Source organism: Candidatus Pantoea carbekii (genome assembly GCF_000971765.1).
GTDB lineage: Bacteria > Pseudomonadota > Gammaproteobacteria > Enterobacterales > Enterobacteriaceae > Pantoea_A > Pantoea_A carbekii.
In genome coordinates, this window is record NZ_CP010907.1 from 1,112,709 (window position 1) to 1,128,228 (window position 15,520).

General features: G+C 31.6%; 14 protein-coding genes. 7 read left to right on the top strand and 7 right to left on the bottom strand.

The features are described 5' to 3' along the window. Window positions 1–112: 112 nt before the first annotated feature. Window positions 113–1,414: an anaerobic C4-dicarboxylate transporter gene (locus BMSBPS_RS04020; RefSeq protein WP_046201194.1), complete on the bottom strand. Its 1,302-nt coding sequence runs from the start codon at window positions 1,412–1,414 to the stop codon at window positions 113–115. A gap of 1,095 nt (window positions 1,415–2,509) precedes the next feature. Between BMSBPS_RS04020 and BMSBPS_RS04025 the strand changes: the two genes are divergently transcribed. After that, window positions 2,510–2,800 carry a co-chaperone GroES gene (locus BMSBPS_RS04025; protein WP_022564327.1) on the top strand — a complete coding sequence of 97 codons (291 nt, stop codon included), beginning with the start codon at window positions 2,510–2,512 and terminating at the stop codon, window positions 2,798–2,800. Between the two features lie 46 nt (window positions 2,801–2,846). After that, window positions 2,847–4,496 carry a chaperonin GroEL gene (groL, locus tag BMSBPS_RS04030; protein ID WP_022564328.1) on the top strand — a complete coding sequence of 550 codons (1,650 nt, stop codon included), beginning with the start codon at window positions 2,847–2,849 and terminating at the stop codon, window positions 4,494–4,496. 267 nt (window positions 4,497–4,763) lie between these two features. Here the strand turns inward: groL and epmB are convergent, their stop codons facing one another. Further along, window positions 4,764–5,810 (bottom strand): EF-P beta-lysylation protein EpmB, encoded by a 1,047-nt coding sequence (gene epmB, locus BMSBPS_RS04035; protein ID WP_044169965.1) that lies wholly within the window; start codon window positions 5,808–5,810, stop codon window positions 4,764–4,766. 43 nt (window positions 5,811–5,853) lie between these two features. Here epmB and efp point away from each other — a divergent pair, with 43 nt between their 5' ends. Next, window positions 5,854–6,426 carry an elongation factor P gene (gene efp, locus BMSBPS_RS04040; protein ID WP_022564330.1) on the top strand — a complete coding sequence of 191 codons (573 nt, stop codon included), beginning with the start codon at window positions 5,854–5,856 and terminating at the stop codon, window positions 6,424–6,426. Between the two features lie 232 nt (window positions 6,427–6,658). Then, the gene (gene epmA / locus BMSBPS_RS04045) at window positions 6,659–7,642 is read left to right on the top strand and encodes an elongation factor P--(R)-beta-lysine ligase (protein ID WP_046201195.1); all 984 of its coding nucleotides are present in this window, start codon (window positions 6,659–6,661) and stop codon (window positions 7,640–7,642) included. Window positions 7,643–8,063: 421 nt separating this feature from the next. Here the strand turns inward: epmA and BMSBPS_RS04050 are convergent, their stop codons facing one another. Continuing rightward, entirely contained in the window at window positions 8,064–9,440 is a 1,377-nt protein-coding gene (locus tag BMSBPS_RS04050) for a Do family serine endopeptidase (protein WP_046201196.1), read from the bottom strand. Window positions 9,441–9,547: 107 nt separating this feature from the next. Then, window positions 9,548–9,946 (bottom strand): ZapG family protein, encoded by a 399-nt coding sequence (locus BMSBPS_RS04055; RefSeq protein WP_046201197.1) that lies wholly within the window; start codon window positions 9,944–9,946, stop codon window positions 9,548–9,550. A 187-nt stretch (window positions 9,947–10,133) separates the two neighbouring features. Between BMSBPS_RS04055 and zapE the strand changes: the two genes are divergently transcribed. The 3 genes from zapE to rpsI all read left to right on the top strand — a co-directional run bounded on the left by zapE (window position 10,134) and on the right by rpsI (window position 12,341). Further along, window positions 10,134–11,267 carry a cell division protein ZapE gene (gene zapE, locus BMSBPS_RS04060; RefSeq protein ID WP_046201198.1) on the top strand — a complete coding sequence of 378 codons (1,134 nt, stop codon included), beginning with the start codon at window positions 10,134–10,136 and terminating at the stop codon, window positions 11,265–11,267. Window positions 11,268–11,504: 237 nt separating this feature from the next. Continuing rightward, the gene (rplM, locus tag BMSBPS_RS04065; RefSeq protein WP_046201199.1) at window positions 11,505–11,933 is read left to right on the top strand and encodes a 50S ribosomal protein L13; all 429 of its coding nucleotides are present in this window, start codon (window positions 11,505–11,507) and stop codon (window positions 11,931–11,933) included. A gap of 15 nt (window positions 11,934–11,948) precedes the next feature. After that, window positions 11,949–12,341 carry a 30S ribosomal protein S9 gene (gene rpsI, locus BMSBPS_RS04070; protein WP_022564336.1) on the top strand — a complete coding sequence of 131 codons (393 nt, stop codon included), beginning with the start codon at window positions 11,949–11,951 and terminating at the stop codon, window positions 12,339–12,341. Between the two features lie 1,464 nt (window positions 12,342–13,805). Here rpsI and npr read toward each other — a convergent pair. Genes npr through ptsN form a run of 3 tightly spaced genes read right to left on the bottom strand, consistent with a single transcriptional unit; the run spans window position 13,806 to window position 15,466 of the window. Further along, window positions 13,806–14,078 carry a PTS phosphocarrier protein NPr gene (gene npr / locus BMSBPS_RS04075; RefSeq protein ID WP_022564337.1) on the bottom strand — a complete coding sequence of 91 codons (273 nt, stop codon included), beginning with the start codon at window positions 14,076–14,078 and terminating at the stop codon, window positions 13,806–13,808. A gap of 2 nt (window positions 14,079–14,080) precedes the next feature. Further along, window positions 14,081–14,929, bottom strand: a complete 849-nt coding sequence (gene rapZ, locus BMSBPS_RS04080; RefSeq protein ID WP_046201200.1) for an RNase adapter RapZ — start codon at window positions 14,927–14,929, stop codon at window positions 14,081–14,083. Window positions 14,930–14,983: 54 nt separating this feature from the next. Next, window positions 14,984–15,466 carry a PTS IIA-like nitrogen regulatory protein PtsN gene (gene ptsN, locus BMSBPS_RS04085; RefSeq protein WP_200895193.1) on the bottom strand — a complete coding sequence of 161 codons (483 nt, stop codon included), beginning with the start codon at window positions 15,464–15,466 and terminating at the stop codon, window positions 14,984–14,986. Window positions 15,467–15,520: the final 54 nt, after the last annotated feature.

The window sequence follows — 15,520 nt, forward strand, 5'->3', positions numbered from 1 at the left end:
TTGATTAATCAATGACTAAACAAAATATTATTAATATATTTTTTAAAAAAAACGTTAGTAAAAAAACGCAACTGAATCAAATTTAACATTGTAATATGTAATTAAAAAATTTTTATAAAATTAATTTTCCAAAAAGAAAACCAAACGTTACGGAAAGAATTATAACTAGTGTGCCGGGTACGATAAAGGGGTGATTGAACACATATTTACCAATCTTAGTTGAACCAGTGTCGTCTATCTTTACTGCAGCTAATAGAGTGGGGTAAGTAGGCAAAACAAAAAGAGCTGATACTGCTGAAAATGAAGCTATTGCTACTAGTGGTGATACACCGAGCAATAATGCAACAGGCATAAGTGCTTTCGTAGTGGCTGCTTGTGAATATAGTAGAGTCGAAGCGAAAAAAAGTATTACAGCTAGCATCCATGGATAAACTTGTAACATATTCCCCGCTATGCTTTGGATATCTTTTAAATTCGCCTTAATGAAAGTATCACCTAGCCATGCAACACCCATTACACAAACACAAGCGTTCATACCAGATTTAAAAGTACTGGCATCAAGAATTTCATTAGTATTTACTTTACAAGTTAGGCAGATAATAGTAGCAACAGTAAACATCAATACAGTAATGGCATCGCTACGTGATAAAATAGGATTAATAATTAATGCAACATTTTTGCTTATAGCCATAGCATACAGTATAACCAAACATATACCTACTAGAAAAATAAATACTGCTTGTTTAGCGCTAGATTTAATATCAGAAATTTTTTGATTGAAAAGCTTTAATTTTTGTTTTGTTAGTCTTTTTTGATAAATTATATCATGTGTCGACTTTTGTCTCAATATATTAATCATTATTGCTGTACATAAAACTGCAATTAGAGTTGAAGGGAACAAAATACAAAGAAGAGTCAAATAGCTAACACCATGGGGTTCTAAAATCGAAGCAAAAAATACTACAGCTGCAGAAAGTGGTGAGGCAGTAATAGCAATTTGTGATGCTATTACTGCTATTGAGAGAGGATGACATGGAGGGATGTTTTGTCTTTTTGCTACTTCAGTAATCACCGGTAACGTAGCAAATACGGTATGACCGCTACCTGTTAGCAAGGTCATCAGATAAGTTACTAATGGTGCAAGTATTGTGATATAACGTGGATGTCGACACAATAAATTTTCTGTTATTCTAACTAGGTAATGCACTCCTCCTGCTACTTGCATGCTAACAACGGCTACGATCACGGCTATAATAATTTCAATTACATCGAAGGGAATAATTCCCGGTTTTATTCCAAAAAATAAGGCAAGAATTAGCACTCCTGTACCACCACAAAAACCAATACCGATACCACCAAGACGTGCTCCAAGCCAAATTGTTAATATTACTATTATTAATTCCAATAATATCATGATTTATCAGTTCCTTGGAATGTTTTATTGATCATTATTCTTTAACTGGAAACTCTAGCAAGATTTGAACTGTGAATTAATATTACTAATAGCACATACTTAAGCAACGTTTTTAAGTTATTGAGTTTAATTACTGTATATAATTTTACATTAGTAAATTATTTGTTAATATGATTATGATCAAAGTTTATTGTTATCATTGATTAATATAATTTCTTATTTTTTAATTGATATAAGCATTGAAATCATGATATAAGAATTATAATAGGAAATGTTTTATTAATTAAACATTATTTTTTAAAAGCGGGAAAATTTTTTTCAGAGTAAAAATATATACGACAAACAAGATAATTTGATTATTATTAATTGCATTGACGTAATTTAATAAATAATGAATGATGTAATTCATTTCACATAAACGAAAGTAATATTTTGTATATTATGCTATACTTTGCAGATAGTTAATAGTATAGAACATGTAGATGCTATGGATGTTCAGAATAAAGTCACTTAGAGATAGCATTAAAAATTATCCAATTTGCACTTACAAAACTACGATTTATATAACTTTATTAGTATCAGAATTATTTTAATAATTTTATTATAATTGTTTTAGTTAATGTAAGTTTGTAATTTTGAGAATGAATGTATTGTGATGTTAGTTAAATTTTGACCTTATATGTATACATGTCAAGATGTAAATTTTTAAAATAGTAATTAATAATAATATGTTATAGAAAAAATAGATATTAAAGCATTCATTCTTCTTTTATTGTACTTTTTTACAATGCAGATTATAAATTAATTTATCTAATTTTTTCTATTTGAACTAAAATAAATGTATAAGTAAATCAAGTACATTAATGTTTTAATATTATAAATATTACATATTCAAATGTATTATCTTTTACTAAAGAAAACAATATTATTTTTTGCTCTACGTTTGCATGAATTCTTATAAAGATCGAAAATTTTTTATTTTTACCCCCTTGAAAGCGGTTTTTACCGACCTTATCTTTCCCATCATGCCGGAATGCTCAGACCGGTATTCAAACCAGAGCGAAATGGTTAAATTTCTCAAAGGAGAGCTATCACATGAAAATTCGTCCGTTGCACGATCGCGTTATCGTCAAGCGTAAAGAAGCTGAATCTAAATCTGCTGGCGGTATCGTTTTGACTGGTTCTGCAGCTAGCAAATCAACGCGCGGTAAAGTAATGGCTGTAGGTAATGGCCGTATCCTAGAAAACGGCAGTGTTAAACCATTGGACGTAAAAGTGGGTGATACAGTAATTTTTAATGAAGGATATAATGCTAAAACAGAGAAAATCGATGGCGAGGAACTACTAATTCTCAGTGAAAACGATATTCTGGCGATTGTTGCGTAATTTATACGTAATTCACTAAACGAAACGAATTTAAGGGATATTTGAAATGGCAGCTAAAGACGTAAAATTCGGTAATGACACACGTGCAAAAATGTCACGTGGTGTAAACGTTCTGGCAGATGCAGTGAAAGTTACCTTAGGACCGAAGGGTCGCAATGTGGTTCTAGACAAGTCTTTTGGTGCACCAACCATCACTAAAGACGGTGTTTCTGTTGCACGTGAAATTGAGCTAGAAGATAAGTTCGAAAATATGGGTGCACAGATGGTGAAAGAAGTTGCCTCTAAATCAAACGACGCGGCTGGTGATGGTACTACCACTGCGACAGTACTAGCTCAGGCTATCGTGAACGAAGGTTTAAAAGCTGTAGCTGCAGGCATGAATCCTATGGATTTAAAACGAGGTATAGACAAAGCGGTAGTAGCTGCAGTTAAAGAGCTAAAAGTGCTATCTGTTCCTTGTTCTGACTCTAAAGCAATAGCTCAAGTAGGTACTATTTCTGCTAATGATGATGAAACAGTCGGAACTCTTATTGCTCAAGCAATGGAAAAAGTAGGTAAAGAAGGTGTCATTACTGTTGAAGAAGGTACAGGATTACAAGATGAACTAGATGTAGTGGAAGGCATGCAGTTTGACCGTGGATACCTCTCTCCATACTTTATTAATAAACCAGATTCTGGTTCAGTCGAATTAGAAAGCCCATTCATTTTATTAGTTGACAAAAAAATTTCTAACATTCGTGAAATATTACCTTTGTTAGAAGCTGTTGCTAAAGCAGGTAAACCACTTTTACTTATTGCAGAAGATGTAGAAGGTGAAGCATTAGCTACATTGGTAGTAAACACGATGCGTGGTATTGTAAAAGTAGCAGCAGTAAAAGCACCAGGTTTCGGAGATCGTCGTAAGGCTATGCTTCAAGATATTGCTGTTTTAACCGGTGGTACAGTAATTTCTGAAGAAATCGGTCTAGATCTGGAAAAAGCTAAATTAGAAGATTTAGGGCAAGCAAAACGAGTAGTTATTAATAAAGACACTACTACCATTATTGATGGTATGGGGCAAGAATCTGCTATTTCTGGTCGTGTCATGCAAATTCGTCAACAAATTGAAGAAGCAACTTCGGATTACGATAAAGAGAAACTTCAAGAACGTGTAGCAAAATTAGCAGGTGGTGTAGCGGTTCTTAAAGTTGGTGCAGCAACCGAAGTTGAAATGAAAGAGAAAAAATCTCGTGTTGAAGATGCGTTAAATGCAACTCGCGCTGCAGTAGAAGAAGGTGTAGTTGCAGGTGGTGGCGTAGCGTTGGTACGTGTTGCTGAAAAAATTGTTAATCTAAAAGGCAGAAACGAAGATCAAAATGTCGGTATACGAATTGCACAACGTGCCATGGAAGCACCGTTACGTCAAATTGTTGCTAACTCCGGTGAAGAACCTTCTGTAGTAGCTAACAATGTTAAGGCAGGCGAAGGTAACTATGGTTATAATGCACAAACTGAAGAATACGGCAATATGATTGATTTTGGTATTTTAGATCCTACTAAAGTGACTCGTTCTGCTTTACAATATGCAGCTTCAGTAGCAGGCTTGATGATCACAACTGAATGTATGATAACTGATTTACCTAAGAAAAATGATGCACCTGACCTAAGTGCTGGTGGAGCTGGTGGTGGTATGGGTGGTATGGGTGGCATGATGTAAGTTAAACTTAGCTGCTTAAGCATCCTCTAAAAACTCTGCTCAAAAGTAAGCAGAGTTTTTTTTAACTCTAAAAAATACTATTCTTGCATCAAGAGAATAATAAATTTATCTTAATTTCTTAATAAATGCTAAAAAAAAGATATTTAAATTAAAATTAATATAGTTGAGAATAATTTTTATCATAAAATTCTGGGTGTTATATCTGAAATGCAATGCATTAGAAACGGTTCATCTTTTTTAACGATTTGATATATATTATAAATTAATTCAATTAAAATCATTAATTTTTTTATAAGAATATAAATCAAGAGGTGTTTTGCTTAGTTCTCCAATTATTTCACGTGTTAATTTTGGCACCATATAGCCTGACACCATTGTCAGCAATTCACGTACTAATGCACACGCTTGATCGTCAGAGACAAAAAAATGTGCAGTACCTTTTACTTTGTCTAATACATGTAGATAGTAGGGTAGAATGCCTATGTCAAACAAAGAATTACTAAGATTTGCTAAAGTTTCTGCTTTATCATTTACATTTCGTAATAAGACACTCTGATTTAAAAGCGTCACACCTGATTGTGTCAACATTTTCATACTGTAATATAAATCGCTATTAATTTCTTGTTTATGATTGATATGACTGACTAGTAAAACTTGTAAGCGCGTACGAAAAAAAATTTCACATAATTGTTCGGTAATACGCGATGGAATTACTACTGGTAAACGACTATGAATTCGTAAACGTTTCAAATGCGGAATATTAGATAACAGTTTTACTAACCATGCTAATTCGTGATCTTTCGCCATTAACGGATCACCACCAGATAAAATCACCTCATCTAATTCTAGATGAGAAGAAATATAGTTGATAGCTATTTTCCAAGAGCTTTTATTAAAGGGAAAATGTTGATAGGGAAAATAACGGCGAAAACAGTAACGACAATTTATTGCACAAGCACCTTTTGTTAAAAGTAATACTCGATTTTTATATTTATGCAATAAGTTGGGTATGATCATACTATTGTATTCATTAAGTGGATCAGTATGATAACCAATTACATTATTGAATTCTTGAGAACTAGTTAAAACTTGAAGTAATAATGGATCTTGGGGATTGCCTATAGTCATACGCTGAATAAAAGAAAGTGGTACACGTAATGGAAAAAGAGTACGTGCATTGGCCCCAATTATTAAATTTTTATGCTGATCGAGAGCAAGCATTTTTAGTAATTCATGGGGATCAGTAACAACATTACTTAGTTGTTGTATCCAATTTTTATTAAGATGAGAATGTGTAGTCATAATATTTACAATATTTTTCCTTATATATCATATGCTCTAGATCAAAGGAGTGTTTATGACAACTTATTTTAGCAACGATTTTCGCAGCGGTCTTAAAATAATATTTGAAGGTGAACCTTATACTATCGAATCTAGTGAATTTGTTAAACCAGGTAAAGGTCAAGCTTTTGTACGTGTAAAAATGCGTCGTCTTTTAACCGGTTCTCGTATTGAAAAAACTTTTAAAGCTTCTGACTCTGTGGAAAGTGCAGACATTAAGGATATAACTTTACAATACTCTTATAATGATGGAACATTTTACTATTTTATGCATCAAGAAACTTTCGATCAATATCAAGTTGAAGCCAAAATTTTAGATGAAGTTAAAAAGTGGTTACAAGATAATGCGGAATGTATTGTTACTTTATGGAACGATAGAGTAATAGCTGTTCAACCGCCAAATTTTATCGAAACTAAAATTATTAATACTGATCCAGGTTTAAAAGGTGATACAGCTAGTGGTAGCGGCAAACGCGCTACTATATCGACAGGTGCAATTATTAAAGTACCATTATTTATACAGATAGATGAAATAGTTAAAGTAGATACACGTTCTGGTGAATATGTTTGTCGTGTCAAATTATTTTAATGAAACCAAATTGTTTGATTCTGATTTTATAGAGAATAAGAATTAACGCCTATTACATTTTATCATATTTAAAATTATATTAAAAATATATATTGATAATCAAATTATTATAAATAAAAATTTTATTTTATTATTTTTTTAAATCACTGGATTTTTTAAAAAAGTAATAAAATTGTATTTTGATTTTACATTTGTCAATGCGCTTAACTCATCTGAGATTAAAGAAATGAGTATGATAAAAACGGAGCATTGGAAGCCAAGTGCACCCATGATCAATTTATGGAAACGTGCTTCCATTCTTGCAAAAATTCGTGGTTTTTTTTCCGATCGTGACATAATAGAAGTCAATACGCCATCTATGAGTCAAACAACTACTACAGACATCCATTTAGTTCCATTTCAAACGCATTTTATTCGACCTACTGCTACATTAGACAGTTATGATTTATGGTTAAGAACTAGTCCAGAATACCATATGAAACGACTTTTAGCAGCAGGAAGTGGTGCAATTTACCAATTGGGTTATAGCTTTCGTAACAAAGAAGTGGGGCGTTACCATAATCCAGAATTTACTATGTTGGAATGGTATCGTCCATATTACGACATGTACCTTTTAATGAATGAAGTAAATGTTCTACTACAACTGATTTTAAAATATAAGCAAGCCCAGTTTGTATCTTACCGACAGGTGTTCATTGATTATCTAGATATAGATCCATTGTCCTGTAATAAATACCATTTGTATACATTGATAGAAAAATTAGGTGAAAAACAAATTATAAGCGGAGAAGAAGAACATGATACTTTATTACAATTATTATTTATGCTAGCTATACAATCAAAAATTGGTCTTAAGAATCCAATTTTTATTTATCATTTTCCAAAAACTCAAGCAGAATTAGCAAAAATTAACAGCAAAGATCATCGTATCGCAGAACGTTTTGAGGTATATTACAAAGGAATTGAGTTGGCAAATGGTTCTGATGAACTTACCGATAGATATGAACTACAACATCGTCTTGAACAGAATAATCTGTATCGTTCTAAAAAAAGTTTACCTCAATATCCTATCGATACATATTTAATAGAATCTCTAGCACATGGAAATATGCCAGATTGTTCGGGTGTAGCAATAGGTATAGATCGTTTAATTATGTTAGCATTGAACGCTGGTTCATTAAATGACGTAATTGCATTCCCTATCGACCGATGCTGAATATATCAGACTTAACAGCATAATTTTTATTGACATATTCTAAAAATTAGACATATCCAGTAATATTATCCTAAATATTATAATAAATGCATAGACAATTTATTTATATATTTTGATGATTTTATTGAGAAAAAAATTATTTTTCACATATAAATAATTTTTTAAAATTAGGATCATCATAACAATTTTTTTAAACACAACAGTCGCATCTTATGTGTTTTAAATAGTTGCTTGTGTAATTATTAATTAATATCAATATATTAAAATTTATTCAATCTGAGTCATGCAGATGTAAAGCGAAAAAGGGAACAGAAGTGTTCCCTTTTTCAATATTGCAATTAAAAGTCACAAAACTAAAATAATGGTTAGTATGTGAAGAAATTTAATCAATATTTACTTGTATATTTAAATTACAATTTATTTATCCTGGTAGCAAGATATAAATACTTTCTTCACCACGTATAATGTTTAATGCTATTACAGATAGTTTTTTCTGAAGAGCTTTGCGCATTTCAGAAAGATTTATTATACGTGTGCGGTTTATTCCAATAATGACATCGTCTTTTTGAAGACCAACTAATTCAGCTGGTGTATTTCTTTCAATAAAATCAATTTTGATACCTTTTCTGCCATCCTTAGTTACACCATCACTTAGCGTTGCACCCTGGAGTCCGCGTGCCATTAAATGAGCACTATTAGGGCAATTTTGTTCTAGTATCACAGTTACTTTAACGAATTTTCCTTGACGTAACAGACCAATTTTTATTCTTTGTCCAGGTGGAGTAGTGCCAACCTTAGCACGTAGTTCAGAAAAACTAGCTATTGTTTTATTATTGATAGAAGTGATTATATCACCTGATTGAATACCTGCTTTTTCTGCAGCAGATTTTGGCAATACTTCTGAAACAAAAGCACCACGTTGTACATTAACGTTGAATGCCTGTGCTATATCAACATTCATTTCTATTCCTTTAATACCTAAACGACCACGTTTTATTTCACCAAATTGTATTAGTTGTTGTACGAGATTCATTGCCATATTACTAGGAATAGCAAAACCGATACCCATATTGCCACCGCTTGAAGCTAGAATCGCAGTATTAATACCAATTAATTCACCTTTTAGGTTTACTAATGCACCGCCAGAATTGCCACGATTGATTGCTGCATCTGTCTGAATGAAATTTTCTAAACCCTCTAAATTTAGACCACTGCGACCAAGTGCTGATATAATACCAGAGGTCGCTGTTTGACCAAGACCAAATGGATTGCCAATTGCTACGGCAAAATCACCTACTTGCAGTGCATCAGAATCCGCGATTTTTATTTGACTTAAATGATTTTCGGTTTTGACCTGAATCAGTGCAATATCAGTTGGTTCGTCAAAACCAATAGGTTGAGCGTCATATTCATTACCATCGTTTAACTGTACGATAATTTTATCTGCACCATTAATCACATGATTATTAGTAAGAATATAACCTCTATTAGCATCGATAATTACGCCGGAACCCAATCCTTCAAATGGTTCTAACTGGCTATGTTGCCCAGGTAATTGACCAAAAAAGCGCCTTAAAGGTATAGGCATTTCTTGTACTTGTTGTGCACTGTCAATCCCTTCGACATGTACACTAACTACTGCAGGAAGAACTTTTTCCAGCATCGGAGCTAGGCTCGGTAGCGTTTGTCCTTGTACGTGTGCAGGAAAGGTTGCCTTAACACTTGGGGCAATACTCAAACCTAAAACTATCCAAATGCTCAAGATCAATACGCTTAAAAGTCGTTCTTGTGTTTTCATTTCTATAAAGCTCTCGTTGCTAAAAGGGAATAGAGAAAGTGTGATAGTTGTTTAATAAAATTTTGACTAACAAAACGAGAAAATATAATAATACCATATTAAAGATATTAATTGTGTTGTGTATGCTCACTACATGTTAAGCTAGATGAGTGTTCAGAGTAATCACGCGGGATTTGTATTGTTGTCTGATTATTATTATTCATTTCTGGTAGTTGATGAGCAAAAAATTTTTTGTCTTCTGGCAGATTAGGTAAAAGTTCATTGCAACTTTTTTTCATATGTTGATAAAATTTACGATACTCACGTATCATATTGTCTGCCAATTCAGCGCTATGTGAATAATGCTTAACAAGTGCTTCGCGGTAGCTTAATAATTCTTGTCTTGATTGTTCTAATTCATCTTTTATAACGCGTAGTTTTCGTAACTTTTTATTACTAAAACGCATTAGTATAACGCCGATAATAATTCCAATGATTAAACCAATTAGACTATATTGCCAAGTCATAATATCTCCTACATAATTTTTATTATTTTATGCTGTATTTCTTTCATTTTAATATCAATAGTCAGTTATCACTATACTTGTTAATGTATTGTAAGTGGAATGCTAAACGTAAGTATCTTTTAATATAGAGATATAATTTAATTTTCAATGATAGAAACGTTCATTATTCAGAGGTTTTAAAAAAATAATGCAATATTTATCTCTACTTGCACTGTATGAACAGACCTTATTGAAAAATGCATTTCAGCCAGATGATAAACAAAGAGAAGTGATTACTAAACTAAATAATATTCAACAACAGTTAATTACACGCCAATGTTATAAACAGAAAATATCAAAAAATCTATTTAATTGTTTTTCAAAATTTATTAATAAAAAATGTTATAAATACGAATTACCCGTGCGTGGTCTATATATATGTGGAAGTGTGGGTTGTGGTAAAACATGGATAATGGATCTTTTCTTCCAATCAATTCCTAAAAATCGTAAAATACGTCTACATTTTCATCGTCTTATGCTAAAAATACATCAAGAATTAAATCAGCTTCAAGGCTATGAGAATCCACTATTTATTATTGCTAATCGTTTAAAATTTAAAACTGACATTCTTTGTGTTGATGAGTTTAGTGTATCCGATATAACAGATGCTATGTTACTTGGTATATTAATAGAAGCGCTTTTTACATGTGGTGTTTCATTAGTTATGACTTCTAACATTCCACCAGATGAACTTTATCAAAATGGTTTACAGCGAGCGTTTTTTTTACCTGCAATTAATCAAATCAAACTTCACTGCGATATAATTCAATTTGATACTAATATTGACTATCGGCTCCGTGCATTACCTTTGATGCATATATGGAATTATCCACTTAATCAAGACACTAATATTAAAATGAAGCATATGCTTTACAGAATGTCAGATCATATATGCCAACAATCATTGTCACTAGATATTAATCATCGAAAGATGAAAATTCGAGGCATGGATGAAACGCAGGGAGTATTAGCCGTTGATTTTTCAATTTTATGCGGTCAAGGGCGTAGTCAATATGATTATATTGAAATATCACACCGTTTTCAGAAGGTATTATTACATGATGTACTGGTAATGACTGATAAGAATGAAGATCAAGCATGTCGCTTTCTTGCACTGATAGATGAATTTTATGACCGACATGTTAAATTAGTAGTTTCAGCAGAAAATTCAATGCATGAAATTTATCAAGGCAAACAGTTAAAATTTCAATATCAACGTTGCTTATCGCGTTTACAGGAAATGCAAAGTCAAAAGTACTGGTTTCTACCTCATTTACCTTAGGTAATTAAGAAAATTTTTATTGAGATATGATAGAATGTAAAGCTCGATTTTAGATTAGAGTAATTTAAAATTTTTCAGATTTATGTAAAATGAAGTTTTATTTCTTTAAATGTATTATGTAAATGATTTTCTCAAAATAGATATTTTTTAGTTATTCATAGCAGAGATGTATAGAGTTCAATTATTAAAGCATTTGAATTTTTAAAAACCTGTCATTGTTATTTAGGTAAGATTTTAATGAAAACATATATGGCTAAACACATTACTACAGAAAAAAAATGGTATACTATTGATGCAAAAGGAAAAATACTAGGACGTTTGGCAACAGAATTAGCACGTCGGTTACGTGGGAAACATAAAGTAGAATATACTCCACATGTTGATATGGGTGATTATATCATTGTTATAAACGCTGATAAAATTGCTATAACCGGTAATAAATATAATAAAAAAATTTATTATCGCCATACAGGTTATATTGGTGGTATAAAGCAAACAACTTTTAAAGAAATGTTGCTTCGTTCGCCTGAACGAATTATTGAAATTGCTATTAAAGGTATGCTACCAAAAGGACCATTAGGACGTGCAATGTATCGTAAATTGAAAGTTTACGCGGGTAAAGAACACAAACATGCGGCACAAAAACCGCAAATTCTTGACATTTAATCAGGATTTAAATCAATGGTTGAAATTCAAAAATATGGTACTGGTCGTCGAAAAAGTTCATCTGCACGTGTGTTTATGAAGATAGGTAGCGGTAAAATTATAGTCAATCAACGTTCTCTAGAACAATATTTTGGCCGTGAAACTGCGCGTATGGTAGTATGTCAGCCACTAGAATTAGTTAATCTAATTAACAAAATGGACCTTTATATTACTGTTAAAGGTGGTGGTATTTCGGGTCAAGCAGGCGCGATTCGTCATGGTATTACTCGTGCTTTAATACAGTATGATGAATCTATGCGTTCTGATCTACGTCAGGCTGGTTTTGTAACACGTGATGCACGTCGAGTTGAACGTAAGAAAGTTGGTTTGCGAAAATCACGCCGTCGTCCGCAATTTTCTAAGCGCTAATATTTTGATATAAATAATTAAATATAATGTTTTGCTTTTGATTATTTAATTTTAATGAAAATCTGCACGGAAGCGGATTTTTATTTTTAATAATTTCTTAACCTCATAAAGAAAAAAGATTTTTATTTTTTGCGATTTACTATATTTTAATACATATGTCGATTATATGGCTATTGCATCTATAGTCAATCAAGATCCCATGTGTTTTCTTTCGAACATTATTCATAATGAATGTATTCTTCATAATCATCTAGCATGTAACTTATTAGAGATGTCTAGTATAGATAATTTAATATTCAATACCTAAAATAAATACTTTCTTAGAATAAGCTGTGTTATATTATGTAATGTATTAGTAGCGTTAGTTAAGTTTAGATTCCGTTTTTAACTATATTAAGGATTATATTTAGCATAAAAATCTTATAATTACTTTTAATTTTAAAAAAATAATATATTTTCTTTTAGTGCCTAGGTGTTCTACAATTATCGCGTAAGAATTTGCGAAACATCAAATATCAACATCAATAATAATTTAATCTATCAATAAAAATTGGATTTTTTATATAAATACTCAATATTAAATATAATATTATGTGCATGATGTTAATCATACACTTTGATGAAAAATAATTTTCTCTCAAAATATTAATTCAATATAATTAGATGCATATCAATATCTCTCTATGTATAGATACATTACATAACATAATTCGTAAATGTGGTGAACTGTATGGATTAAATGCTGAAAATAAGGAATTATTGAATTTGATTTCTTTAAACTTTTTAAATTAAAATTTAATATAGTAATAGCCAACACAGACTAACAAATTCTTGTTTGGCAAAATTTCAAAATTTAATATCTAGTGATATGTAATAAATTGCAATATGCAAATCAAAGTTATTTGTTTGTATTTTGTAATGCAAAATATTTCTTCATCGTAGGTAATGAAATTTAAAAGAGCAATTTGAAATATTTAATAAATGTTAAATATTGTTTATCAATCAGATAATCAGCTAATGTACGTTTAAAAATTAACTATAAAAATCATAACGCTATAGAATTTACAGTTATTTTAATGAAAATTTAAGAGAGATATCACTATTAATATTCTTTACTGATGCGCTTTTTTTAACAGAACATTGCTATGATGAAATAGTGTTTTACAGTACATTGGTATCTGTCAATTCAACAAAAGATTCATAACATTAACTAATCAAATAAGAAAAATGATGAAATCAATTTAAATATCATAGAATCAATGTGTTATTTGAAAAATGTTGCTCAATTATTTCAACCTATTAATATAATTTGCTTGATATCATATTTGCAAGATTTCATGAAAATGAGTAAGTTAATTATTTTTTAAAATGTTTTGATTTACGAAATCAATAGTAATTTTTTACGTAAAAATACCTTGCACAAATAATAGATAATATATATCTAAATTTATTTAATAGAAGATTTTATACTTCATAAAAACCAGCTTGAAAGAGCTCAATGACTGCAGCTAATGCTTTTTCTTCTTCAATACCGTTAGCTTCGATCTCAATGTGACCTCCTTTTGCTGAATCGAGCATCAGTAATCCAATCACACTACTAGCTTTTGCTTCAGTACCTAATGTATTACGTAAAATTACTTCAGCATTGAAACTTTGTACTAATTCAAATAATTTCATCGCTGGTCGTGCATGTATGCCTAGCTTATTTTGAATTTCAACAATTTTTTTTACAGTCATAATTAAAATTTTTCCAGAGTACGATGACGAGATTGTACGTTTTTGCCACGAAAACGGAAGTAACGTGTTAGCTGTTCCACTATATACACTGAACGATGTTTACCACCTGTACAACCAATTGCCACAGTAAGATAACTACGATTATTCTTTTCTAACATTGGCAGCCAAGTTTCTAGATAATTTCGTGTTTGATAGATAAAGTTATGTACTTCTGTGCAACGTTCGAGAAATGCTATTACTGAATGATCGAGACCTGTCATAGAACGTAATTTTGGATCCCAATGTGGGTTAGGTAGAAAACGTACATCAAATACATAATCTATATCCATGGGAATCCCATACTTAAAACCAAAAGACTCAAATATTATAGTGAGTTCGCGGTTGCATTTACCAAGTAGTCTTTTACGCAATATTTGCGCTAATTCATGTACTGACATCTCTGATGTATCAATGATCAAATCGGCACGAGAACGCAAGGGTTCTAATAACGCATTCTCTTCATTAATAGCCTTTTCCAATGATATATTATTATTAGAAAGCGGATGAAGGCGACGGGTATGATTATAACGACGTATAAGTGTATTTTGATTAGCATCTAAGAATAATAGCTGTGGTAAAAAAGAATTAGGTAAATTATTAATAGAATTTTCAAATATTTCAAGTGATTCTGGCATATTACGCACATCAATACTTACTGCTATAGAAATATTACGTTGAGTTAAGATATTAGCTAATTCTGGAAGTAATAATACTGGAAGGTTATCAACACAGTAAAAACCCATATCTTCTAAGGCATTTAATGCAACTGATTTTCCTGATCCAGAGCGACCGCTGACGATCATGATTACCATCACATTTCTCACGTTTTAAACAGAATACGAGTCGCAAGCAAGACGCTCTGTATATCAAAGATTCGCTTCCGGTGTTTCTGTAATGATAGCGTAGAGTTCGGAATCACTCTGCGCTGCACGTAAACGGCGACAGATTATTTTGTTTGCTAATCGTTTTGCTACTAGTGATAACGTATGTAAATGGGTCTTGCACTGATCGGATGGCACCAGTAGTGCAAATAACAAATCTACCGGTTGATTATCAATAGCATTGAAAGCGATTGGATGAACAAGGCTAATAAATACACCTAGAGTGTATAATATATCTACTTCCAGTTTCCCATGAGGAATTGCAATACCATTACCAATTCCAGTACTGCCTATACGTTCACGAGTTGAAATCGCTTCGAAAAGTCGCTGATGCGGTAAATTCAACTGTTTACCTGCTAGTTTGCTAATGATTTCCAATGCATGTCTTTTATTCTCGCAGTATATACCATTTCGCGTACAGTCTAGTGAAAGCACAGACCTCAATTCCAGTGTTAGATCATTCTTTATCATCTTTTTGCTTAGGAATTCACATAGTCATGAAGATGGCCACAACTTACTTAA